The following is a 20,143-nucleotide window of genomic DNA, read 5'->3' as shown; positions in this document are numbered from 1 at the left end:
GGCGGAGAGAAGGAAATTCCATGCGGCTGTATCATTTCAGTGGCTCCACCACCTGCCGGCCGGTGGAGATGTTCGCCGCCGAGGCGGGAATCGCGCTGGAGCTGGTGCCGGTGGACCTGCTGACCGGGGAGCATGTGGGGCCCGGCTATACCCGGAAGAACCCGACGCAGCAGGTGCCGACGCTGGAGGATGGCGACTTCATCCTGACGGAGAATGCGGCGATCCTGCGCTACTTGGCCACGCTGGCGGAGAGCCCGGCCTATCCGAGGGACGCCCGCGCGCGGGCGCGCGTCGATGAGCAGCTGGACTGGTTCAACACCGGCTTCTCCCGCGAATTCTGCTACGGCGCGATGTATCCGCGGATCATGCCGCACATGGCCTTCGAGGATCCGGCGGTGCAGGCGGTGGTGAATGCCCGCTGCACGGCGAAGGGGGAGCGGTTCATGCGCATCCTGGATGCCGACATGCTGAAGGATCCGGGGCCCTACCTCGGCGGGGCGGAGCCCAACCTGGCGGACTACATGGGCGTGGCCTATGCGACGCTGGGGGAGATGGCGCGCTTCGACTACGCCCCCTACCCCCGGGTGCAGCGCTGGATCGCGGCGATGAAGGCCAGGCCCGGCTGGAAGGCGGGGCACGCGGCCTGGGAAGGCTGGCGGGACCATGTGCTGTCGAAGGCGGCCGCGTGATGGGCGCGATCCTGGGCTACCACCACATCGCCTATCGCTGCCGGGATTCCGAGGAGACCCGGAAATTCTACGAGGAGTTCCTGGGCCTGGAGCTGGCGGAGGCGATGCCGATCGGCACCACCGCCACCGGCCGCACGGCGCAGGTGCTGCACACCTTCTACCGGCTGGCGGATGGCAGCTACCTCGCCTTCTTCGAGGTGCCCGACAGCCCCTTCGACTTCCACGACCAGCACGATTTCGACCTGCACCTGGCCATGGAAGTCTCCATGGAGACGCTGGAGGCGATGCTGGCGAAGGGCCGGGCCTCCGGCGTGGAGACGCGGGGGCCGTCCGACCATGGGGTCATCAAGTCCATCTACTTCCGCGACCCCAATGGCTATGTGATCGAGCTGACGGCGAAGACGCCGGCGCATGACGCGGCGATGGACCCGCGGACCAATGGCGCGCGGGCGAAGCTGGCGGCCTGGCAGGCGGCGAAGGCGGCCCGTTGAGAACCACAAAGGCCCCGTCCGGCATGCCGGCGGGGCCTTTGGCGTGAGAACCATCGCGAGGATGGTGCGGTCGAGAAGATTCGAACTTCCACGGGGTTGCCCCCACCAGCACCTCAAGCTGGCGCGTCTACCATTCCGCCACGACCGCATATCGGGTAGAGGCCCGCGCTATAACCGATGACAGCGCCCCCGACAACGCCCCCCCCGCCCGGTTCCGCACTGGAATGGCGGATCAGCCCCGGCCAGCTTCCCTATACCGAGGCGCTGGCCGCCATGGAGGCGCGTGTCGCCGCCATCCGCGCGGGCGAGCAGCCGGAGGCGGTGTGGCTGGTGGAGCATGAGGCCACCTACACGGCCGGCACCTCCGCCAGGCCGGAGGATCTGCTGGAGACGCGCTTCCCGGCGGTCGCCGCCGGGCGCGGGGGGCAATGGACCTATCACGGGCCGGGGCAGCGGACGGGCTATGTCATGCTCGACCTCAACCGGGACCACGGCACGGTGCGGGCGCGGGATGTGCGGGCCTTCGTCCATGGGCTGGAGGAATGGATGATCCGCGCCCTCGACCGCTTCGGCGTGAAGGGGGAGCGGCGGGAGGGGCGCGTCGGCATCTGGGTGGTCGATCGCGCGCGGGGGACCGAGGACAAGATCGGCGCCATCGGCGTGCGCGTCACGCGCTGGGTGTCCTGGCACGGCGTCGCGCTGAACGTGGACCCGGAGCTGAGCCATTTCGGCGGCATCGTGCCCTGCGGGATCGCAGAGCAGGGGCTGGGGGTGACGAGCCTGCACCGGCTCGGCGTGCTGGCCACGATGGAGGAGGCGGACAGCGCCCTGATGGCGGCCTGGGGAGAGGTGTTCGGCTGAACCCCCCTCCCCCACCAGGTCAGTGGGTGTCGGTGCGGGACGGGGCGGTCAGGAAGCTGTGGACCGCGTGGTGGAAGATGGCGCGGTTCTTCCCGAGGTAGCTGACATGCGCCATGCCCGGCAGCACCGCGAACTGACGGTCCGTGGTGCCGAGGCCGCTGTAGAATTCGAGAAGATCCTTCTCGGTCGCGATGCCGTCATGCTCCCCGCGGAGGATCAGCGTGGGGCAGGTGATCTTGGCGGGGTCGTTCACCGGCAGGATGGAGCACATGTCGAGATAGGTGCCGTTCGGCACGGTGTTGCCATCGGCCAGCTCCGCCGCGGCCAGGGCATCGGCGACACCTTCCTCCGACGTGCCGGGATGGTCGCGGTTGAAGATGGTGTGGAAGAAGGCCTGGTTGATCGGGCGGCAATTCGTGTCCCGCCACTTCGCGATGTTCCGCCGCCGCGCGATCAAGGTCGGCGCCTGCCAGCCGGTCCAGACATAGGCATCCAGGATGAGGCGGCTGACGCGATCGGGCTTCGCCTCCGCGTACAAGGCCGCGCGGATGGCGCCGGAGGAGCTGCCATAGAAGGCGACGCGGGACTGGCCGGTGACCCTGGTCACGACCTCCATCGCCGCATGCGTATCGGCCACCGCGGTGTCGAAGCCGGAATAGCCCGGGGTGCGGGCGGAGCGGCCATAACCCTCGAAGTCGAAGGTCCAGACATCGAAGCCGCGCTGCGCGAATTCATCCATGAAGGAATAGCCGGGCTTGCCGGGGACCTGCAGGTCGAAGCCGTTCTTGCCGCCGAAGCTGCTGCCATGGACCAGCATGAAGACGGGCGCATCGGCGGGGGCCGAGGCCAGGCGCTTGCGATAGACGGACAGCTTGATGCCATCCCGCTGCGTCCAATGATCCTCGGCAATGATCTCGGGCATGTCTCGCATTCTCTCCTTCATTCCGCGCGCATGTTGGCGGCGCGCACCAGGGTGGCCCAGCGGGGGACACTCTCCCGGATCAGGGTGCCCAGGACCTCCGGCGGGCCGCCCACGATCTCGAACCCATTGTCGAGCAGCGTGGCGCGGACGCGAGGCTCCGTGAGCGCATCGTTGATGATCGTGTTGAGCCTGGCGACGATGGGCGCGGGCGTACCGGCCGGCGCCAGCATGCCGTACCAGTTCGGGACATCGTAGCCAGGCAGCGCAACCTCCGCGACCGTCGGCACATCCGGCAACAGCGGAAAACGGTTCGGCGTGGTGATGGCGAGCGCACGCAGCCGCCCGCCGCGAACATGGCCGATGACCGCACCCAGCGTGACGAAGGCGGCATCGACATTGCCGGCGATGAGGTCGTTGATCGGCGTCGCACCGCCGCGATACGGCACGATGGTCCAGCGCGCGCGCGTCTGGTGCTGGATGACGGCGCCGCTCAGATGCCCGCCGGAGCCGATGCCGGAGACCGCGACATTCAGCCGGTCCGGCTCCGCCGTCGCGATGCGCATGAACTCCGCGAAGTCATTGATGGGGCTGCGGAGATGCGTGACCAGGATATGCGGGATGCGCGCCATCAAGGTGACCGGCGCGAAGGAGGCGACGGGGTCGTACTCCACCCGGTTGTAGAGCGTCGGGTTCACCGTGAGGCTGTCCAGCCCGATCAGCAGCGTGTGGCCATCCGCCGGCTGCGTCGCGACATGGGCATAGGCCAGGTTGGAACCGGCACCGGGGCGATTCTCCACGAAGAATTGCCCCAGTGAGCGGCGGTTCAGTTCCTCCGCCAGGACACGCCCGATGAGGTCCGTGGACCCGCCCGGCGCGACGGGGGCGACGATGCGGACAGGGCGCGAAGGGTAGTCCTGGGCGCGGGCGATGGCCGGCGTGATCAGCGCCGCGAGCGCGAGGGCGCGACGCGTGATGCGAGGGGGCATGGACGAACTCCCGTTGGCGCGGGTCTTTGCCCGCGTAGCGTTGCGAAAGACGTGGCAGCGGGGGGGCGGGGCGTCAACGGGCTAGGGTGGGATGACACAGGGGAGAGCAGGCCAGGGGCGCTGCCCCTGGACCCCGCCGGGGGCCGTGGCGGCCCCCGGGCCCCGCCATCAATGGGGCGGTTGTTGAGCGGGCGCGTGGCTGGCATGGTCGGGGCATGTCGGGGCCGGAACAATGCTTCCTCTCGTATTCGCATGCGGACCACGCCGCCTTTGAACGGTTGCGCGTGCACCTCACGGGCTACACGCATCTGCTCAATCTTCGGGTGTGGCATGACCGGCGCATCCAAGCGGGGGACTATTGGAACCACCGGATCGAAGCAGAAATCGAGCGGTCTCAGGTCTTCGTCCTACTGGCGACGGCCGACTTCTTTGCCTCCGACTACATCCTGACAAAGGAATGGCCCGCCATTCAGGCGAGACACCGCGGCAGCGGGGCGCTTGTCATGCCGGTGATCTATCGCCGTTGCGGCTGGATGGGCTTCTTCGGCAGCTACATCCAGGTGGTGCCGACCACCCATGACGGTCGCCTCAAGCCCGTTGCCGACTGGCCAAAGCCCGAGAATGGATTCGCGGAGGCGGCGAAGGCAATCTCCGATGGCATCCAGGACTGGTTCGGCATCAAGCCCCGTTCGCCCTTCGCGGCCACCGCAAGGCCAACGCCATGACGCGGCCAGAGCGAATCCAGGCGATGCGCGACCGCCTGGGCGAAATCGGGCGGGCATCGAAGCGCTTCCGCGCCGCCCTGGCGCTGAGCAACGACCCGGCGCATCAGCGCTACTTCAAGGAGTTACTCGATCGGATCGACCTGATCATCGCGAATGAGGCGCTGGGCGCGACCAGGGAACTCGGCGGGGATCTGTCGAAGGCGAGGCAGGACCTGCGCCGCCTTCAACTGCCGGAACTGGACCCGGAACTCGAGGCGCCAACACCCGCCCTGACGGCGCTGCGCGGCGAACGCGGCAACCTGGTGGAAGCGCTGGAGAACGGCGTGGATGCGGCGAAAGCCCTTGGCCTCGAACCCCGCATGTCCGAGTTCGGCGAACTGCAGATACCGCGCGCGGCGTTCGAATCCATTCTGGACCGCCTGGATGAAAGGCTGCGCAACGTCGAGGACAATGTGCGAGGATTGGCCAAAGCCACCGCGGAACCGGCAAAGCCGCAGACAAACATGGCCGTGGATCAGCGTGGTCTTCTCAATCTGCAATTAGCTTCGCTGACTGTGCAGGTCGGTGCAGCACGACTGGAGACGCGCACGGGGCACGATGCGGCCATCCCGCCCGAAAGCGACATCGCCGCCCTCGCGCGCGCGACGGAGGCGATTCGCGACATCGCGAACGATGTGAAGGCAACGGTTGAGGCACTAACGGACTGGCTAACGCCCACGGTTCGATACTTTAGCCACGCTGTAGTTAAGGCTGCAGACTGGGCAACTAACGGTGTAAAGACGGCTGTTTGGCTCGTACGCAGAAGAATGCGCCACATGACGGAGCGGGTGCACGCTACAAGCAGGCCATTTGATCTCGATGAAGCTCACTCCATACTTTTGGCGGGCAACCAGCTTCCGAAGCACTGGCAGCCACTTGTTGTCAGCCTCACCTTTACAGGTAAACTGGAATTTTCTGATTTAACCATGGTAGGCCAATGCTCAAATCTTGAAAATATTGGCTTAAGTCGGACTGGGGTCGTCCATATCGATGCGTTGTCGAAGCTGCATCGCCTACGAAGGCTCGACCTCAGCGGCACGGCGGTTGAAGATCTGCGACCACTTCAAAACCTTATCCAGATGAACCGCCTGCACCTAAACGGAACGACGATTTCCGATATCACAATGCTCGCAAGACTTGAAAATCTAGAAACATTAGGCCTGAATGGTACAAAAATATCAAATCTTGACGCATTGAGAGGCATGCGACGCCTCAAAACTTTGGCCATTGAGGGCACCAACGTAGCGAGCGTCGAAGTGCTGCGCGACCTTCCGAACCTTCAGAATCTCTACCTGGATGGATCGAGAGTTACAGAAATTGATTCCATACGACACTTAAGCGGATTGACGATTCATTGGAAGGGCGAAAAACATATAGCCCACCAAAAATGATTTATAATAATCGATTAAGATTGCGCGGTTCCGCCTTCCGCAAATATTAAAACAGGCGACGAGCGAAAAATTCGCTCGCTTTAGCGTCGTGCCTCATCCGCAACGGCGCAGATCGGTTCCAAAGTCCCGTTTAGTTTGACTACGGCCCGTCTTCCTCGATCGCCCAGCCCTGCGCGAGGTACCGCGCCAGGATCGCCTCGTGGCGATCGTCCTTGTGGCTTTCGATCACTTCATCCTCGCCGTCCAGGACTTCGGTCTGGCCGTTGGCTGTGACGATGACGAGGGTGGCGGTTTCGCCTTTCATCAGGACGGTTTCGCGCATGGGGGGCCTCAGCTGGGTGCGGTGAGGCGGGCCGTACCCCCACCCTGCCCTCCCCCGCAAGGACGGGGGAGGGTTCTTGCGCGCCTCGGTGGCACAGACACCCCCCCAGCCTTCGGCGTTCGGCGACATGCGCCGAACCCCCCGCAAGCGCGGGGGAGGGTTCTTGGGCGCGTTGGCGGCGCAGGCACCCTGCCAGCCTTCTGCGTTCGGCGACGTGCGCCGAACCCCCCGCAAGCGCGGGGGAGGGTTCTCGGTAGCGCGGGGTTTCGAGGCGGTTCGCGTTCCCCGTCCGGGCGCCAAACTGCCGACCGTCCAGGGGCGTCTCGCCCCTGGCGGATGGGGTTTGGGGAAGGCGGCGCCTTCCCCAAGGTCTCACCGCTTGCGCAGGAACGCAGGCGCCGCGTCGCGGAAGTCGCCGTCGCGCCAGGCGCGGTCCTTGGACGCGGCCGTCGCGGGGGCGGTCGGGCGGCGGACGGGGGCGTCGCCGCCGCGGGGCGTGCTCGGCTTGGCCGGGCGGGCCTGCTGGGGCGGGCGCTGGCCACCGCCGCCACCACCGCCGGAGCGGCCTCGGCCGCCGGGCTGGCCGCGGCTGCGGCCGGCGCCGGCGCCGGGGGCGGGCTTGATGGCGTCGGGGCGGCCCTGGGTGCGGTACATGGGCACGGAGACGTCCTGGCGTTCATCGGTCGCCGGGATGGGCATGCGGATCAGCTTCTCCACCTGCCACAGCTTCTCCCGCTCATCGGGGGCGCACATGGCCACCGCGATGCCGGAGGCGCCGGCGCGGGCGGTGCGGCCGATGCGGTGGACATAGGCTTCGGGGGTGTCCGGCATGTCGTACTGGATCACGTGGGTCACGCCGTCCACGTCGATGCCGCGGGCGGCGATGTCGGTGGCGACGAGAACGGGGGCGCGGCCGGACTTGAAGTCGGCGAGGGCGCGTTCGCGCTGGCCCTGGCTCTTGTTGCCGTGGATGGCGTTGGCGGCGATGCCGTCGGCGTCCAGGTTCTTCACGATGCGGTCGGCGCCGTGCTTGGTGCGGGAGAAGACGAGCGCGCGGCCGACGCCGTCCATCCGCAGTAGCTCCGCCAGCTTGGCGCGCTTGCGGCCCTGCTCGATGACGACGAGCTTCTGGGTCACGCGCTCGGCGGTGGAGGAGACGGGCGCGACCTCGACGCGGATGGGGTCGCGCAGGATCTCGCCGGCCAGCTTGGCGACTTCCGTCGGCATGGTGGCGGAGAAGAACATGGTGTGCCGGGGCTGGGGCAGCTTCGGCAGGATGCGGCGGATGGCGGGCCAGAAGCCCTTGTCCAGCATCTGGTCGGCCTCATCGAGGACGAGGGCGTTCACCATGTCGAGGCGCGCGGAGCCCTCATCCATGTGGTCCTGCAGGCGGCCCGGCGTGGCGACGAGGATGTCGATGCCGTGCGCCAGCGCCCGGCGCTGCGGGCCGTGGGGCACGCCGCCGAAGATGACGGCGACGGAGAGGCCCATGTGGCGCCCATAGGCCTTCAGGCTGTCGGCGATCTGGCTGGCCAGTTCGCGCGTCGGCGAGAGGATGAGCGCGCGGCAGCCGCCGCGGGGCGGGCGGCCCTTCGATTCGGCCAGGTTGTGCAGCAGCGGCAGGCCGAAGGCGGCGGTCTTGCCGGTGCCGGTCTGGGCGATGCCCAGGATGTCCTTGCCCTTCAGGGCGTGGGGGATGCTGTCACGCTGGATCGGGGTGGGGGTGGTGTAGCCCTCCTCCTCCAGCGCCTGGAGGATGCGGGGGGCGAGGCCGAGTTCGGCGAAGGTCGTCATGAAGTGCGATCAAATCCGGTCATCCCGCGCGGCGCGATGCCGGGCGGGCGGGTGGTGGAAGGGCCTGCCCGCGTGCCGGGGCCGGTCCGATGTTGTCCACTGAGGCGCGGCTGCCCGGGGCTTTGGTCCCCTTCGGCAAGTGCCGCGTGCTGCGCCCCGGTCCGGGCCTCCGTCTGCGCCTGGTCCCCTTGGTGGGGCGTGGCGCCAGGCCCGCTCACGCGGCCGGGGCGCGGCGGGACATCGCCCGCCGACGGGGCGGTAGATAGGACAGTATGGTTAACCGGACAAGAACTATCGGCGGATGGGTGACCGATGGGCCATCAACCCGTGGGCAGGCGGTGGAAGCCGGGCTCGCCCGGGGGCTCGGCCAGGCTTTCCCGGATGAGGTCCACGCGCGCCAGCATGGGGCCGCGGCGGCAGGCGGAGAGAAGGGTGAGGACGGCGCCTTCCTCCCCGGCGACCAGGGCCTGCACGCTGCCATCGGGCCGGTTGCGCACCCAGCCCTGCAGGCCGAGGCGGTTGGCCTGCTTCACCATCCAGTCGCGGTAGCCGACGCCCTGCACCCGCCCCTCGATCCGGAGGAGCCGGGCCTTCATGCGCGGGAGAGGGCGACGAGGCGGGCGGCGATCGCGACATCGGCCGCGGCGCCTTCCCGGCGGGCGGCCGATTCGGGGTCCGTGCCCCAGCGTTCCTCCTGGAACGCCTCGTCGAGGGTGGCGAGGCGATGCGCCTCCGCCGGCGCCAGGTGGCCGCCGGCGACGGCGAGGCCGAGCACCAGGCTGCCGAGCGCGGGCACGGCGACGCCGAGGGCCGCGAGGGCGAGGGGCGTCTGGCGTTCCACCGCGCGGGTCAGGGCACGGCGGGCCTGGTCCGTCTGCGCGACGGGCATGATGCCGGTGGTGACGCGCAGCGGCGCGTCCAGCGCCTGGGCGGACCAGGACAGCCAGGGGTCCCAGGCCTCCGCCTGGCGGGCGGCCAGGCGCTGCTCGGTGGCGCGGTAGCAGAGCAGGTCGCTGTCGCCGTAGCGGGCGATGGCGGCGACGGTGGCGGCGGGATCGGGGGCGATCCGCTCCTCCGCCGTGCCGACCAGGCGGGTCAGCGGCACCTGTTCGGGGCGCATCTCCCCCCCCTTGGTGCCGCCGGCCTGGCGCCATTCCTCGGCGATCGCCTCCGCCAGGGGCGCGGTGGCGACGCGGAGCGGCGCGCCGGAGGGCAGGCGCACCGGGCGGCCATCGAGCAGGATGGCGAAGCCCCCCGCCGCCGCCTCCGCCCGCGCGTCGTCCCAGAAGCGCTTCATGCGCCGGCCTGGCCCTGGCTCAGCGGGCCTGGGCGGCGGCGCGGGTGTTGGCGGCCGGGCGGGCCGGGCTGCGCGTCGGCGTCGGGCGTTCCGGGCAGGCGGGCGTGACCATCGGGTTCAGGATGTTGCGGTCGGAGGCGAGGGTCGCGAGGGAGTTCAGGTCGGTCTGCGCGAGCGCGACCTGGAACAGCGCGACGGCGTTCGGGCAGAAGGCGGTGCCCTGGCGCAGCCCGTCCTGCGAATGGTCGTTGGCGAGCTGGGTGATGAAGCCGTCGCGGGCGCGGGCGAAGTTGCCGCCGCCGGTGCGGCGGAAATGCGTCTCGATGGAGGAATAGGCGGTGCCGAGTTCGCGGCGGAACTTGGTGACGAAGGCGTTGTAGTCCTGGTCGCGGCTGCAGGTCAGGGCGGTGACCATCAGCTGGCTCTGCAGGGCGCGGACCTCGAAGGCCGAACGCTCGGCGGGCTGCACGCAGGCCTGGGCGAAGGCGGGGCCGGCGATGCCGGCGGCGAGGACGCCGGCGAGAAGGCGATAGGCAAACGTGGCGCGACGCATGGCGCGGGAACTCCCCCTTGAGGACGCCATGCCTGCCGCATCGGCCCGGGCCGTGCAACCATCGTTGCGCGACCCGAGCCAAGGGTGGGGCCCCCCGGCCCCCTTGGCATCCCCGGAATGCGGGAAGTCTAGCCTATTCCGGGGCCTGACGCACGCGGCTGAAGCATCATCCGAGCACGCCGAAGAGCCAGAGCAGGATGATGATCGGGATGGGGATACCGATCAGCCACAACAGGATGCCGCGCATGCCATGCCTCCACTGGGGTTACAGCGAGGCAACGCGGCGTCAGGCGGCCCGTTTCGCGCCCGCCCCCGGCTTCGGCCGTTGCAATCTCGCGAGCCCGGCCAGGCGGCGGTCGAGGAAGGCCAGCGTCCGGGGGAAGCCATCCTCCCCGTCCTGCAGCCAGAAGGCGAGCGTCGCGCCATAGACGCCGGCGAGCGTCGCGCGGCGGGTGTACCAGGAGAAATCGGCGGAGGTGTCGCCGGCCGCGGCCCACATGGCATCCGCCGTGCGCGCCACCGTCCGCATGGCGGAGGGCACGTTCCAGGGCAGCGACTGGTGGCCGAGCGCGAGGCGGATCGCTTCCCGGTGCGGCGCGGCCTGTTCCAGGCGGATCACGATGACGCGGCGGATGCGGGCGGGGATGCGCAGCGCGGAGAGGTCCTCCGCCGCCGCGGCCGCCTCCATCTCCCGGTCCGCCAGGTCGCACCAGGCCTCGATCGCCTCCACCGGGCCGCGGGGGAAGAGCCAGTCCTGTTCCAGCGAATCGCGGCCGAGATCGGCGAGGCCCGCGGCGATGGCCGCGCGGGTCCAGCCGAGGCGGGGGACATGCGGCAGGGTGGCGCGGAGCGCGCTGTCCCGTTCCTCGCTGCGTTCGATCATCGGCTGGCCTCCTTCGTGGCGGCGTCGCGGGCCTGGACGGCGGCGCGGGAGAGTTCCTCGGTGAAGCCCAGCAGCGCCAGGTCGGGCATGCGCATGGGGTAGAGCACGCCGTCGAGGTGGTCGGCCTCATGCTGCATGACGCGGGCGGCGAGGCCCGCGGCCTCGCCCTCCACCGCCTGGCCATCGATGTCGAAGCCGCGGAAGCGGATGCGCCTGGCGCGGGGGACGCAGCCGCGCAGGCCGGGGATGGAGAGGCAGCCCTCCCACGCATCCTCCGTCTCCTCCCCCACCGCCTCCAGCTCCGGATTGATGAGGGCGAGGATGTTGCCGGCGCCGCCGCGCCAGACGAAGAGGCGGAGGCCGACATGGACCTGGGGGGCGGCGAGGCCGAGCCCCTGGGCATCCTCCATCGTCTCCGCCATGTCGGCGACCAGGCGGCGGATCTCGGGCGCCGAGGGGTCTTCCACCGGCAAGGCGGGCTTGATGAGGACGGGATGGCCCATGCGGGCGATCTTCAGGATGGCCATGGCGGCGGGTATTCCGGATGCTGCGGGCGCTGGCGATGCGCCTGGTTAAGGTAATGCGCGCGGCGCGGTGCGGGAGGGTCTTTCGCATCGCCGCCGCGGCATGCTATGGCAGCCGCCTTCGCGTCGGAGGGTCCCGGCCAGTCCGGAACCTGTCGGCGCGCATCCGCGTTTCTTGCCATCAACCCCCAGTGAACCAAGGAGGTTCCACCGCGTGCAGGTCGTCGTCCGCGACAATAACATCGACCAGGCCCTGAAGGCGCTGAAGAAGAAGCTCCAGCGCGAGGGCGTGTTCCGTGAAATGAAGCTCCGCCGCCACTACGAGAAGCCGTCCGAGCGCCGCGCCCGCGAGGCCGCGGAAGCCGTTCGTCGCGCCCGCAAGGTGGAGCGCAAGCGCCTGGAGCGCGAAGGCTTCTGAGCCGCCCTTCCCGAGTCCCGGCCGCCGTGCCGGGTTCCGGGAGGTAGCGCCAGGGGCGCGAGGGCTTCCCCTCGCCACGACCCGCCCTCCCCGGCGGGACATCAGCTGAACACCGAATGCGTGACCCCCGGTCACGAGCGGGTCCGGTGCCGGAAGGCCGCGGTGCGATGGCGCATGCCCTCGCAAGCCGCGGCTTTCGGCGTTCCGGGCCCCGCCCTTGTCCGCCGCCCGTCTCCCGGCCTCTACTGGCGGCGCAGCAGGGAGAGGCCGATGGACTCGATGGATCGCGAGGAATCGCTGCGGGCGCGCGCCCGGCGCGTGCTGCCGGGCGGGACCTTCGGCAACTTCCCGGGCGACGTCATCATCAGCCATGGCCAGGGCGGCCGGGTGTGGGACGTGGCGGGGCGGGAATACGTGGATTTCCTGCTGGGCTCCGGCCCCCTGTTCATCGGCCACGGGCATCCGGAGGTGCTGGAGGCGGTGCGCGAGCAGATCGGCCGTGGCACCACCTTCTTCGCCAACAACGAGGCGGGGATCGCCCTGGCCGAGGCGATCGTGGAGGCCGTGCCCTGCGCGGAGCAGCTGCGCTACGTCTCCTCCGGCTCCGAGGCCGATCTCTATGCCATGCGACTCGCCCGCGCCTTCCGCGGCCGCGACCGGATCGTGAAGTTCGAGGGCGGCTACCACGGCATGAGCGACTACGGGCTGATGTCGCTCGCGCCGAAGCAGCTGGCGAATTTCCCGCAGGCGGTGCCGGACAGCGCGGGCATCCCGCGGTCGGTGCGCGACGAGGTGCTGGTCTCGCCCTTCAACGACCTCGAGGCCGTGACGCGGCTGGTGGAGGCGCGGCATGAGGAGATCGCGGGCATCATCGTGGAGCCGCTGCAGCGGCTGATCCCGCCGGCGCCGGGCTTTCTCCAGGGGCTGCGCGACCTCTGCACCCGCTTCGGGATCGTGCTGATCTTCGACGAGGTCGTGACGGGCTTCCGCTTCGCCTATGGCGGCGCGCAGGCATACTACGGCGTGACGCCGGATCTCTGCACGCTGGGCAAGGTGATCGGCGGCGGCTTCCCGCTGGCGGCGGTAGTGGGCAGGGCGGAGATCATGGCGCTGTTCGACCGCGCGGCGGTGGGCGAGGACCGCTTCCTGATGCAGGTGGGCACGCTGTCCGGCAACCCCGTGGCGGCGGTGGCGGGGCTGAAGACGCTGGAGGTGCTGCGCCGGCCCGGCACCTATGAGGCCGTCTTCGCCACCGGGCGGCGGCTGATGGCGGGGCTGGAGGCCGCGGTGGCGCGCGCCGGCATCCCGGCGCAGGTGGTGGGCGAGCCGCCGCTCTTCGACCTGGTCTTCGCCGGCGGCACGGTGGGCGACTATCGCGCCACCTTGCGGGCGGACCGGGCCATGGCGGCGCATGTGAACCAGGCCATGCGCGCCGGCGGCATCCTGAAGGGCGACAGCAAATACTACATCAGCACGGCGCATGAGGGCCGCGACATCGACCAGGCGCTGGAGGCCTTCGCGGCCGCGATGCGCAGCCTGCCCGCCCGCGCGGGGTAGCGGCGCGGCGCAAACCGCGCCCCTGGGCAATCCGCCATTCACAAACGCCGACGACACCGGCAGCCGACGGAGAATGCCGGGGTTGGAAGCATGGATTCAAGCGATCGGCGGCTGCACCGGGTGGTCTATACCAGCCGCCTGCACGGCGAGGCGCTGGCCGCCGAGGACGCGACGGTGGCGCGCATCGTGGAGTCCGCGCGGCGCAACAACCCGCGCCGCGGCGTCACCGGCGTGCTGGTGCATGGCAAGGGCGCCTTCGCCCAGGTACTGGAAGGCCGGCCCCTGGTGGTGCGCGGCCTGCTGACGGTGATCCAGCGCGACCCCCGCCATACCGACATGCGGATCGTGAAGGTGGATGTGGTGGAGGACCGGATCTTCCCGGCCTGGAGCATGGCCCTGCTGCGGGACCTGGACGAGGTGCCGGCGGAATTCGCGGATGGGAATGCCTCGCTCCTCATGCTCATGCGGCTGCGGACGCTGCTGCATACGGGGGTCATGGGGGCGTGATCGCGGCGGTAACGCCGCGGAAGGATTGTCCAATATATGATACCCGCATCAGTTCACGCGAGGTATCCCATGCACGCCACGCCTTCTCCGCTGATGCGAGTCATCTACACCAGCCGCCGCGCGGCCGGGACCATGCACCTGGAGGAGGAAGCGCTGGTGGAGCAGATCCTCGGCGTATCCCGCCCCAAGAACGCGACCTGGCGGCTTTCGGGGCTGCTGGTGTCCGGCCATGGGCGCTTCGCGCAGACGCTGGAGGGGCCGCCGGACATGGTGACGGCGATGTTCGACCTGATCCGGCAGGATGAGCGGCACCACGATGTGCGGCTGCTGCACCAGGCGCCGACGCCGGCGCGCTGCTTCGCCACCTGGACCATGGCCTATCTGTCGGACCTGGACCTGATCCCGCCGGAGATGGGCCGGGGCCATGATGCGATGGCGCTGGTGATGGCGCTGCGGGGGGTGGTGCGGGGCGGCCCCGCGGCCTTCGCGGCGACGCCCTTCAGCGCCCTGGCCGCGGCGGCCTGAACGAAAAAGGGGGGCCGCCCTGGCGACCCCCCTTCCCGTTGTTCCTGCCCTCAGGCACAGGCCGCCTTCCGGCGGCCGCCGCGTGACGGGCCGGCGCTACTTCTGCAGGCTCTGCACGATCTGCTGCGTGACCTTCTTGGCGTCGCCGAACAGCATCATCGTGTTGGGGCGGAAGAACAGCTCGTTCTCCACGCCGGCATAGCCGGACGCCATGCCGCGCTTGACGAAGAACACGGTCTTGGCGCGCTCCACATCCAGGATCGGCATGCCGTAGATGGCGCTGGACTTGTCGGTCTTCGCGGCGGGGTTCGTCACGTCATTCGCGCCGATGACGTAGGCGACGTCGGCGTCGGCGAATTCCGCGTTGATCTCCTCCAGCTCATGCACCTCGTCATAGGGGACGTTGGCTTCGGCCAGCAGCACGTTCATGTGGCCGGGCATGCGGCCCGCGACGGGGTGGATGGCGTAGGAGATCTCGGCGCCTTCCTTCTTCAGCAGGTCGGCCATTTCGCGGACCACCTGCTGCGCCTGGGCCACCGCCATGCCGTAGCCCGGCACGATGATGATCTTCTGCGCGTTCTTCATGATGTAGGCGGCATCCTCCGGGGAGCCCGCCTTCACCGGCGCGCGGTCCGCGGCCGCGCCGCCGCCCGCCGCCGCCGCGCCGCCATCACCGCCGAAGCCGCCCAGCAGCACGTTGACGATGCTGCGGTTCATGCCCTTGCACATGATGTAGGACAGGATGGCGCCGGAGGCACCGACCAGCGCGCCGGTCACGATCAGCAGCAGATTGCCGATGGTGAAGCCGATGCCCGCCGCCGCCCAGCCGGAATAGCTGTTCAGCATGGAGACGACGACCGGCATGTCCGCGCCGCCGATCGGGATGATCAGCAGGAAGCCGAGCGCGAAGGACAGGATCGCGATGATCCAGAACAGGACCGGGCTGCCGGTGATGACGAAGGCGATGACGAGGATGAGCAGCAGCGCGCCCAGCGCCGCGTTCAGCAGGTGCTGGCCCTTGAAGATGATGGGCGAGCCGGACATGCGGCCATCGAGCTTCGCGAAGGCGATGACGGAGCCCGAGAAGGTGATGGCGCCGATGGCGAGGCCGAGCGACATCTCCACCAGGGACGCGCCCTTGATGTTGCCGGGCGTGCCGATGCCGAAGCTCTCCGGCGCGTAGAAGGCGGCCGCCGCCACGAAGACCGCCGCCATGCCGACCAGGCTGTGGAAGGCGGCGACGAGCTGGGGCAGCGACGTCATCTGGATGCGCTGCGCCAGCACCGTGCCGATGGTGCCGCCGATGGCGAGGCCCGCGAGGACGATGACGATGCCGCCCGCGCCCATGCCGGGCTTCAGCAGCGTGGCGACCACGGCGATCGCCATGCCGACCATGCCGAAGAGGTTGCCCTGGCGGCTGGTCTCGGGGTTCGAGAGGCCGCGCAGCGCCAGGATGAAGAGGACGGAGGCGACGAGATACGCCAGCGTCGAGAGCGTCTGGGCCATCGGCTCAGCTCCCCTTCTTCTTGAACATGGCGAGCATGCGCCGCGTGACCATGAAGCCGCCGAAGATATTCACCGCGGCGAGCGTCACGGCGAGGAAGCCGAAGACCTTGGCGGCGATGCTGTCGGACAGGCCGGTCGCCAGGATGGCGCCGACCACGATGACGGAGGAGATGGCGTTGGTGACGCCCATCAGCGGCGAATGCAGCGCCGGCGTCACGTTCCAGACCACATGGTAGCCGACGAAGCAGGCCAGCAGGAAGATCGTCAGCAGCAGCAGGAAGGGCTCGGCCGCGGCGGCGACGGGGGCCGCGGCCTCCGCCAGGCGGCGCGCCTGCTCGGCGAGCGTGAGCGCTTCCTGCGCGCGGGCGCTGGCCTGGTTGGCGATGTCGATGGGGTTCATGGAGACGCTCCTCAGGCCGAGGCCAGCGAGGGGTGGACCACGGCGCCGCCGCGGGTGAGCGTGACGCCCTTCACGATGTCATCCTCGGCCGGCATGGCGGGCTTCTTCGCTTCCTTGTCCCAGAAGGTGGTCAGGAAGGTCAGCAGGTTGCGCGCATAGAGGGCGGAGGCGGCGGCGGGGATGCGGCCGGGCCAGTTGGTGAAGCCCAGCACCTTCACGCCATTCGCGGTCAGCGTCTCCTCGCCCGGCTTCGTCACGGCGACGTTGCCGCCGGCATCGGCGGCGATATCGACGATCACGCTGCCCGGCTTCATGGAGGCGACCATCGCCTCCGTCACCAGGGTCGGCGCCTTGCGGCCCTGCACCAGCGCCGTGCAGATGACGATGTCCTGCTTGGCGATGTGGGCGGCGACGACCTTGGCCTGCTCGGCGTAGAAATTGGCGGAGAGCTGCTTGGCGTAGCCGCCCGCGGTCTGGGCCGCCTTGCTCTCCTCATCCTCATAGCCGACGAAGCTGGCGCCCAGCGACTTGATCTCCTCCTTCGCCGCGGGGCGGACGTCGGTGGCGGAGACGCGGCCGCCGAGGCGGCGCGCCGTCGCGATGGCCTGCAGCCCCGCGACGCCGGCGCCCATGACGAAGACATTGGCGGCGCTGATCGTGCCGGCCGCCGTCATCAGCATCGGGAAGGCCTTGTCGAAGGCGCCCGCGGCCTCGACCACCGCGCGGTAGCCGGCCAGGTTCGCCTGGCTGGACAGCACGTCCATGGACTGGGCGCGAGTGATGCGCGGCGCCAGTTCCATGGCGCAGGCATCGATGCCGGCGCTGGCATAGGCGCTGGCCGCATCCTTGTCGGCCTGCAGCGTGCCGATCAGGATGGCGCCGCGCGGGATCAGCGCCTGTTCCGCCGCTTCCGGCGCGCGCACCGCCAGCACGATCCCCGCGCCGGCCAGGGCGGCGGCCGGATCGGCCGCGACCTCGGCGCCCGCCTCGGCATACTGGGCGTCAGGGATGCCGGAGGAGAGGCCGGCGCCGGCCTCCACCGCCACGGTGCATCCCATGCCGATGAGTTTCTTCACCGTCTCCGGCGTGGCGGCCACCCGTGTCTCCGCCGCGCGCCGTTCGCGCAAAACCGCAACGCGCATCAATCCGACCCCCGTGCTCGGCCAAAGTGGCGGGCCATATGAACGGCTGTTTCACCGATGGCAAGCGCGCTGGCCCTGGCGAGGTGCGACTTCACGCGGCATTCTGCAAACCTTTGCGGAAAAGGGCGGGCGAATGCTGTTCCGGGAAGCGGCGGATGGCAGCTGGATGGCGGTGAGCCAGCCCATGCATGCCCTTGTTTCCGGCCAGATGCTGCGCGCCTGGGGGGCGCCGGGCTTCGCGGTGCCGGAGCCCTTCGAGGATGTGGCCACGGCCTGCGCGCACCATGATGTCGGCTGGATGGGGTGGGAGGCGGCGCCGACGCTCGACCCCGCCACCAGGCGCCCGCATGTCTTCCGCGCGGTCGGCGCCCGATTCCATGCGCCGATGTGGGCCGAGGGCGTGGCGCGCGCGACGGCGAGCTGGGGGCCCTGGGTGGGGCTGCTGGTCAGCCGCCATGGCAGCCTGATCTATTCCCACTACGACGACCGCCACCAGGACCATCCGGAGGATGGCCCCGCCGCGCGCCATTACCGGGAAAGCCAGGCCGCGGTGCAGGCGGCGCTGATGGCGCAGGTCGGCGCGACGGAGGAGCAGGTCGCGACCGCCTCCGCCCTGGTCGCGGTGACGGATGCGCTGAGCCTGGCGGTCTGCGGCGGCATCGCCACCATGGGCGGCGTCGGCCAGGCGCCGATGGCCGATGGGACCCGCACGCCCCTGACACTGACCGAGGGCGACGGCGTGCTGGCCATCGCCCCCTGGCCCTTCCGGGTGCCGGAGGTGCGGCTGGCCTGGCGCGGCCGGCGCTTCGGCGCGGGCCAGGTCTGGATGACGGAGGCCGCGATGCGCGCCAGCCTGGCCGCCGCGCCGGTGGAGGAGGTGACGGCGCGGCTGGTGCCGGGTTAGACGGATCAGCCGACGACAATCGCCGCCTGCCAGAAGCCCGCGATGCGAGAGAACGGTACGGGTTGTCCGAACCCCGGCCAACCCATCGGATCGTTGATGATGAGGAGGGGATCTGGGGCAGGCACTAACCCCCGCAAGACGACTACATGGCCGCTGAAGGGCGTGCTGCGCACGGCGAGTATGATGGGTGCGCCGCGCCGGAGGGTGTCGTAGAGGATGCCCGGATGGGCGGGCGGCGCGAGTTGGCTGAAGCCGCCTCCGAAGGCCGAGATCAGGCGCTGAATTTCCACAAGGTGCCCGGTCCGCAGGCAGGCCTGCATGACCATCGGGTTGGGCGGCTGCAAGCAGGCGAAGGGCGGGAAGCCGTTGGCGATGGCGACCAATTCCGCTTGGCTAGGACCGGCGCCGCCGTTGCGCCAGCGAATGATCTGTTCGGCCACTGCAACCCAGCACCAGACAGGGGTCTGCTGAGGTATGTTCGGGATGCCGAGGTCGATTGGCGGCCACTGAGCGTCCGCCCGACGCGCGGCCAGCCAGGAAGCTGCCGCGAGCGCGAGGCAGTGGCGGCGCCCCGCTTGGCCCTTTACCGTCTTCATGCCCGCACCATGGCGGGCGGAATGACGCCGTCCGGACAGACGGGCGGCAGGGTGGCGGGCCGGATTAGTTGGGAGAAGCGCTCCTCCGCCATCTCGAGCAGCGAGGCCGCCTGCGGTACGGCCGGCGCCAGGACCGTGAGCACGCGCAGCGCCCAGGCTTGGAGGATCGTACCGCAGGCCCAGTTACCCTGCGGGGCGAACTTCTCCACGAAGGCCCATTCCAGCGCACTCACGGCCGCCTGCTGCTGCACAAGCGGACCGGTGCTTACCAACAGCGCGGCAAGGTTTCGCGCGTAGTGCATACGCACGGCAGCGATGTTCGGACCGTCAACTAGGTTGCTGTGGAGCATGGCGAGTTGTCGGTCCACTTCCGCGCGCATTGGCAGTGGCGAACCCTGCGCCGTCGCCGCGCGGGCCGTGGCCTCGAAGATCCCAATGGCCCGTTCGGTGCGGCCAGCCTGGGCCAGATTGTAACCGAGCAACATGAGTTCCGGCACCGTGAGACTGTCGCGATGTCCGTCGATCAGCGGCTCCACGCGCGCCAGCAAGGCGGCGCGCTGCGCACCGACGGCACCGAGGAAGATGATGCGGGCCTGATGATCGTTTATCTGCGCGAAGCCCTGGGCCTGGCGGCTTTCCAGGTCAGCGACTTGGATCAGAGCGCTGCGCAGCGCCTCCCGCCCCCTGGCTTCCGGCGATGTCACCCAGGTATCCCAGACGCCGAGAGGGATAGTGTAGAGCAGGGCGATGAGCGCGGTTGCCACGCCCGCCCATTCCTTGACGCGATCGACTACCGACTTCGGCTTCGGCTTGGAGCGCTCCTCCAGAACCGCGAGCCTTTCGAGCAGCCCGGGGTCAACGGGCCCCGATGCCAAGGCGCCATCCATGACGCGATACTCCCCGCCCGGGGGTATCGGACAACATCATGCCGCACTGCGCAACTTATTTGTTTCGATATCGGTCGCACCGCGCCGCGGGCCGGGGGTTGCCGCTAGAGCGTGATCGGCTTACACTGAAGCGTATCCGGCATGGGCGAAGTAATTGGCGCACTCGGTTGGTGAGAACTCGCCAAGCAACGAGCCAATGCGATGCCAGACGGCAGCGATGGAGC

24 protein-coding genes and 1 tRNA gene are annotated in these 20,143 nt (G+C 69.5%); 10 read left to right on the top strand and 15 right to left on the bottom strand.

Features of this window, described 5'->3' with window-relative positions:
- The first annotated feature begins 20 nt into the window (after positions 1 to 20).
- Together JJI54_RS28235 and JJI54_RS28230 are read left to right on the top strand one after the other, a co-directional pair.
- Positions 21 to 689, top strand: a complete 669-nt coding sequence (locus tag JJI54_RS28235) for a glutathione S-transferase family protein (RefSeq protein ID WP_203076771.1) — start codon at positions 21 to 23, stop codon at positions 687 to 689.
- Complete coding sequence (locus tag JJI54_RS28230) at positions 689 to 1,180, top strand: VOC family protein (protein WP_203076770.1); 492 nt, start codon at positions 689 to 691, stop codon at positions 1,178 to 1,180. Before JJI54_RS28235 ends, JJI54_RS28230 begins: the two co-directional genes overlap by 1 nt.
- A 62-nt stretch (positions 1,181 to 1,242) precedes the next feature.
- On the opposite strand, the gene JJI54_RS28225 is transcribed toward JJI54_RS28230, so the two are convergent.
- Positions 1,243 to 1,328 (bottom strand) — tRNA-Leu (locus JJI54_RS28225).
- Between the two features lie 29 nt (positions 1,329 to 1,357).
- On the opposite strand from JJI54_RS28225, the gene lipB reads away from it, so the two are divergent.
- Complete coding sequence (gene lipB / locus JJI54_RS28220) at positions 1,358 to 2,041, top strand: lipoyl(octanoyl) transferase LipB (protein WP_203076769.1); 684 nt, start codon at positions 1,358 to 1,360, stop codon at positions 2,039 to 2,041.
- Between the two features lie 19 nt (positions 2,042 to 2,060).
- Here lipB and JJI54_RS28215 read toward each other — a convergent pair whose 3' ends face one another.
- Entirely contained in the window at positions 2,061 to 2,963 is a 903-nt protein-coding gene (locus tag JJI54_RS28215) for an alpha/beta hydrolase (RefSeq protein WP_203076768.1), read from the bottom strand.
- A 17-nt stretch (positions 2,964 to 2,980) separates the two neighbouring features.
- Positions 2,981 to 3,949 (bottom strand): Bug family tripartite tricarboxylate transporter substrate binding protein, encoded by a 969-nt coding sequence (locus JJI54_RS28210; RefSeq protein WP_203076767.1) that lies wholly within the window; start codon positions 3,947 to 3,949, stop codon positions 2,981 to 2,983.
- 215 nt (positions 3,950 to 4,164) lie between these two features.
- Between JJI54_RS28210 and JJI54_RS28205 the strand changes: the two genes are divergently transcribed.
- Complete coding sequence (locus JJI54_RS28205) at positions 4,165 to 4,674, top strand: toll/interleukin-1 receptor domain-containing protein (RefSeq protein ID WP_203076766.1); 510 nt, start codon at positions 4,165 to 4,167, stop codon at positions 4,672 to 4,674.
- Between the two features lie 23 nt (positions 4,675 to 4,697).
- On the top strand, positions 4,698 to 6,104 hold the full coding sequence (locus tag JJI54_RS28200; protein ID WP_203076765.1) for a leucine-rich repeat domain-containing protein: 1,407 nt from the start codon (positions 4,698 to 4,700) through the stop codon (positions 6,102 to 6,104).
- A 139-nt stretch (positions 6,105 to 6,243) separates the two neighbouring features.
- Here the strand turns inward: JJI54_RS28200 and JJI54_RS28195 are convergent, their stop codons facing one another.
- The 7 genes from JJI54_RS28195 to def all read right to left on the bottom strand — a co-directional run bounded on the left by JJI54_RS28195 (position 6,244) and on the right by def (position 11,480).
- Positions 6,244 to 6,426, bottom strand: a complete 183-nt coding sequence (locus JJI54_RS28195; RefSeq protein WP_203076764.1) for a hypothetical protein — start codon at positions 6,424 to 6,426, stop codon at positions 6,244 to 6,246.
- Positions 6,427 to 6,798: 372 nt separating this feature from the next.
- Positions 6,799 to 8,220, bottom strand: coding sequence for a DEAD/DEAH box helicase (locus tag JJI54_RS28190; RefSeq protein WP_203076763.1), 1,422 nt, complete (start codon positions 8,218 to 8,220; stop codon positions 6,799 to 6,801).
- Positions 8,221 to 8,540: 320 nt separating this feature from the next.
- Positions 8,541 to 8,816: an acylphosphatase gene (locus JJI54_RS28185; RefSeq protein ID WP_203076762.1), complete on the bottom strand. Its 276-nt coding sequence runs from the start codon at positions 8,814 to 8,816 to the stop codon at positions 8,541 to 8,543.
- Positions 8,813 to 9,517 carry an ATP12 family chaperone protein gene (locus tag JJI54_RS28180; RefSeq protein WP_203076761.1) on the bottom strand — a complete coding sequence of 235 codons (705 nt, stop codon included), beginning with the start codon at positions 9,515 to 9,517 and terminating at the stop codon, positions 8,813 to 8,815. The genes JJI54_RS28185 and JJI54_RS28180 overlap by 4 nt, the downstream gene beginning before the upstream one ends.
- A gap of 19 nt (positions 9,518 to 9,536) precedes the next feature.
- Complete coding sequence (locus JJI54_RS28175) at positions 9,537 to 10,070, bottom strand: hypothetical protein (RefSeq protein ID WP_203076760.1); 534 nt, start codon at positions 10,068 to 10,070, stop codon at positions 9,537 to 9,539.
- Positions 10,071 to 10,356: 286 nt separating this feature from the next.
- Positions 10,357 to 10,953, bottom strand: a complete 597-nt coding sequence (locus JJI54_RS28170) for a COQ9 family protein (protein ID WP_203076759.1) — start codon at positions 10,951 to 10,953, stop codon at positions 10,357 to 10,359.
- Positions 10,950 to 11,480, bottom strand: a complete 531-nt coding sequence (gene def / locus JJI54_RS28165; RefSeq protein WP_203076758.1) for a peptide deformylase — start codon at positions 11,478 to 11,480, stop codon at positions 10,950 to 10,952. Before def ends, JJI54_RS28170 begins: the two co-directional genes overlap by 4 nt.
- A 211-nt stretch (positions 11,481 to 11,691) precedes the next feature.
- Between def and rpsU the strand changes: the two genes are divergently transcribed.
- The 4 genes from rpsU (at position 11,692) to JJI54_RS33050 (ending at position 14,484) form a co-directional block, all read left to right on the top strand.
- A complete protein-coding gene (rpsU, locus tag JJI54_RS28160; RefSeq protein WP_007006360.1) occupies positions 11,692 to 11,895 on the top strand; it encodes a 30S ribosomal protein S21 in 204 nt (67 codons plus the stop codon).
- A 270-nt stretch (positions 11,896 to 12,165) separates the two neighbouring features.
- Positions 12,166 to 13,452: an aspartate aminotransferase family protein gene (locus JJI54_RS28155; RefSeq protein WP_203076757.1), complete on the top strand. Its 1,287-nt coding sequence runs from the start codon at positions 12,166 to 12,168 to the stop codon at positions 13,450 to 13,452.
- A gap of 90 nt (positions 13,453 to 13,542) precedes the next feature.
- Entirely contained in the window at positions 13,543 to 13,959 is a 417-nt protein-coding gene (locus JJI54_RS28150; protein ID WP_203076756.1) for a BLUF domain-containing protein, read from the top strand.
- Between the two features lie 93 nt (positions 13,960 to 14,052).
- Positions 14,053 to 14,484: a BLUF domain-containing protein gene (locus JJI54_RS33050; protein WP_203076755.1), complete on the top strand. Its 432-nt coding sequence runs from the start codon at positions 14,053 to 14,055 to the stop codon at positions 14,482 to 14,484.
- Positions 14,485 to 14,580: 96 nt separating this feature from the next.
- Here the strand turns inward: JJI54_RS33050 and JJI54_RS28140 are convergent, their stop codons facing one another.
- Genes JJI54_RS28140 through JJI54_RS28130 form a run of 3 tightly spaced genes read right to left on the bottom strand, consistent with a single transcriptional unit; the run spans position 14,581 to position 17,532 of the window.
- Positions 14,581 to 15,990 (bottom strand): NAD(P)(+) transhydrogenase (Re/Si-specific) subunit beta, encoded by a 1,410-nt coding sequence (locus tag JJI54_RS28140; protein ID WP_203076754.1) that lies wholly within the window; start codon positions 15,988 to 15,990, stop codon positions 14,581 to 14,583.
- A 4-nt stretch (positions 15,991 to 15,994) separates the two neighbouring features.
- Positions 15,995 to 16,390 carry an NAD(P) transhydrogenase subunit alpha gene (locus tag JJI54_RS28135; RefSeq protein WP_203076753.1) on the bottom strand — a complete coding sequence of 132 codons (396 nt, stop codon included), beginning with the start codon at positions 16,388 to 16,390 and terminating at the stop codon, positions 15,995 to 15,997.
- An 11-nt stretch (positions 16,391 to 16,401) separates the two neighbouring features.
- On the bottom strand, positions 16,402 to 17,532 hold the full coding sequence (locus tag JJI54_RS28130) for a Re/Si-specific NAD(P)(+) transhydrogenase subunit alpha (protein WP_203076752.1): 1,131 nt from the start codon (positions 17,530 to 17,532) through the stop codon (positions 16,402 to 16,404).
- A gap of 133 nt (positions 17,533 to 17,665) precedes the next feature.
- Here JJI54_RS28130 and JJI54_RS28125 point away from each other — a divergent pair, with 133 nt between their 5' ends.
- Positions 17,666 to 18,436 carry a DUF3891 family protein gene (locus JJI54_RS28125; RefSeq protein WP_203076751.1) on the top strand — a complete coding sequence of 257 codons (771 nt, stop codon included), beginning with the start codon at positions 17,666 to 17,668 and terminating at the stop codon, positions 18,434 to 18,436.
- A 5-nt stretch (positions 18,437 to 18,441) separates the two neighbouring features.
- Here the strand turns inward: JJI54_RS28125 and JJI54_RS28120 are convergent, their stop codons facing one another.
- Complete coding sequence (locus tag JJI54_RS28120) at positions 18,442 to 19,032, bottom strand: papain-like cysteine protease family protein (protein WP_203076750.1); 591 nt, start codon at positions 19,030 to 19,032, stop codon at positions 18,442 to 18,444.
- On the bottom strand, positions 19,029 to 19,919 hold the full coding sequence (locus tag JJI54_RS28115) for a hypothetical protein (RefSeq protein ID WP_203076749.1): 891 nt from the start codon (positions 19,917 to 19,919) through the stop codon (positions 19,029 to 19,031). The genes JJI54_RS28120 and JJI54_RS28115 overlap by 4 nt, the downstream gene beginning before the upstream one ends.
- Between the last annotated feature and the right edge of the window lie 224 nt (positions 19,920 to 20,143).

This window comes from Falsiroseomonas ponticola (genome assembly GCF_016805305.1).
In the GTDB taxonomy this organism is placed as follows: Bacteria; Pseudomonadota; Alphaproteobacteria; order Acetobacterales; family Acetobacteraceae; genus Falsiroseomonas; species Falsiroseomonas ponticola.
The sequence above is the reverse complement of the archived record's forward strand: the minus strand, read 5'-3'. Positions and strand labels throughout refer to the sequence as shown.

Coding starts and splice junctions, on each gene's coding strand:
- JJI54_RS28185 (WP_203076762.1), bottom strand. CDS start 8,816: ATGAAGGCCCGGCTCCTCCGGATCGAGGGGCGGGTGCAGGGCGTCGGC.
- JJI54_RS28155 (WP_203076757.1), top strand. CDS start 12,166: ATGGACTCGATGGATCGCGAGGAATCGCTGCGGGCGCGCGCCCGGCGC.
- JJI54_RS28115 (WP_203076749.1), bottom strand. CDS start 19,919: ATGGATGGCGCCTTGGCATCGGGGCCCGTTGACCCCGGGCTGCTCGAA.
- JJI54_RS28215 (WP_203076768.1), bottom strand. CDS start 2,963: ATGCCCGAGATCATTGCCGAGGATCATTGGACGCAGCGGGATGGCATC.
- def (WP_203076758.1), bottom strand. CDS start 11,480: ATGGCCATCCTGAAGATCGCCCGCATGGGCCATCCCGTCCTCATCAAG.
- JJI54_RS28135 (WP_203076753.1), bottom strand. CDS start 16,390: ATGAACCCCATCGACATCGCCAACCAGGCCAGCGCCCGCGCGCAGGAA.
- JJI54_RS28150 (WP_203076756.1), top strand. CDS start 13,543: ATGGATTCAAGCGATCGGCGGCTGCACCGGGTGGTCTATACCAGCCGC.
- JJI54_RS28175 (WP_203076760.1), bottom strand. CDS start 10,070: ATGCGTCGCGCCACGTTTGCCTATCGCCTTCTCGCCGGCGTCCTCGCC.
- JJI54_RS28235 (WP_203076771.1), top strand. CDS start 21: ATGCGGCTGTATCATTTCAGTGGCTCCACCACCTGCCGGCCGGTGGAG.
- JJI54_RS28170 (WP_203076759.1), bottom strand. CDS start 10,953: ATGATCGAACGCAGCGAGGAACGGGACAGCGCGCTCCGCGCCACCCTG.
- JJI54_RS28210 (WP_203076767.1), bottom strand. CDS start 3,949: ATGCCCCCTCGCATCACGCGTCGCGCCCTCGCGCTCGCGGCGCTGATC.
- JJI54_RS28230 (WP_203076770.1), top strand. CDS start 689: ATGGGCGCGATCCTGGGCTACCACCACATCGCCTATCGCTGCCGGGAT.
- JJI54_RS28195 (WP_203076764.1), bottom strand. CDS start 6,426: ATGCGCGAAACCGTCCTGATGAAAGGCGAAACCGCCACCCTCGTCATC.
- JJI54_RS28205 (WP_203076766.1), top strand. CDS start 4,165: ATGTCGGGGCCGGAACAATGCTTCCTCTCGTATTCGCATGCGGACCAC.
- JJI54_RS33050 (WP_203076755.1), top strand. CDS start 14,053: ATGCGAGTCATCTACACCAGCCGCCGCGCGGCCGGGACCATGCACCTG.
- JJI54_RS28120 (WP_203076750.1), bottom strand. CDS start 19,032: ATGAAGACGGTAAAGGGCCAAGCGGGGCGCCGCCACTGCCTCGCGCTC.
- JJI54_RS28125 (WP_203076751.1), top strand. CDS start 17,666: ATGCTGTTCCGGGAAGCGGCGGATGGCAGCTGGATGGCGGTGAGCCAG.
- JJI54_RS28190 (WP_203076763.1), bottom strand. CDS start 8,220: ATGACGACCTTCGCCGAACTCGGCCTCGCCCCCCGCATCCTCCAGGCG.
- JJI54_RS28140 (WP_203076754.1), bottom strand. CDS start 15,990: ATGGCCCAGACGCTCTCGACGCTGGCGTATCTCGTCGCCTCCGTCCTC.
- JJI54_RS28130 (WP_203076752.1), bottom strand. CDS start 17,532: ATGCGCGTTGCGGTTTTGCGCGAACGGCGCGCGGCGGAGACACGGGTG.
- JJI54_RS28200 (WP_203076765.1), top strand. CDS start 4,698: ATGCGCGACCGCCTGGGCGAAATCGGGCGGGCATCGAAGCGCTTCCGC.
- lipB (WP_203076769.1), top strand. CDS start 1,358: ATGACAGCGCCCCCGACAACGCCCCCCCCGCCCGGTTCCGCACTGGAA.
- JJI54_RS28180 (WP_203076761.1), bottom strand. CDS start 9,517: ATGAAGCGCTTCTGGGACGACGCGCGGGCGGAGGCGGCGGCGGGGGGC.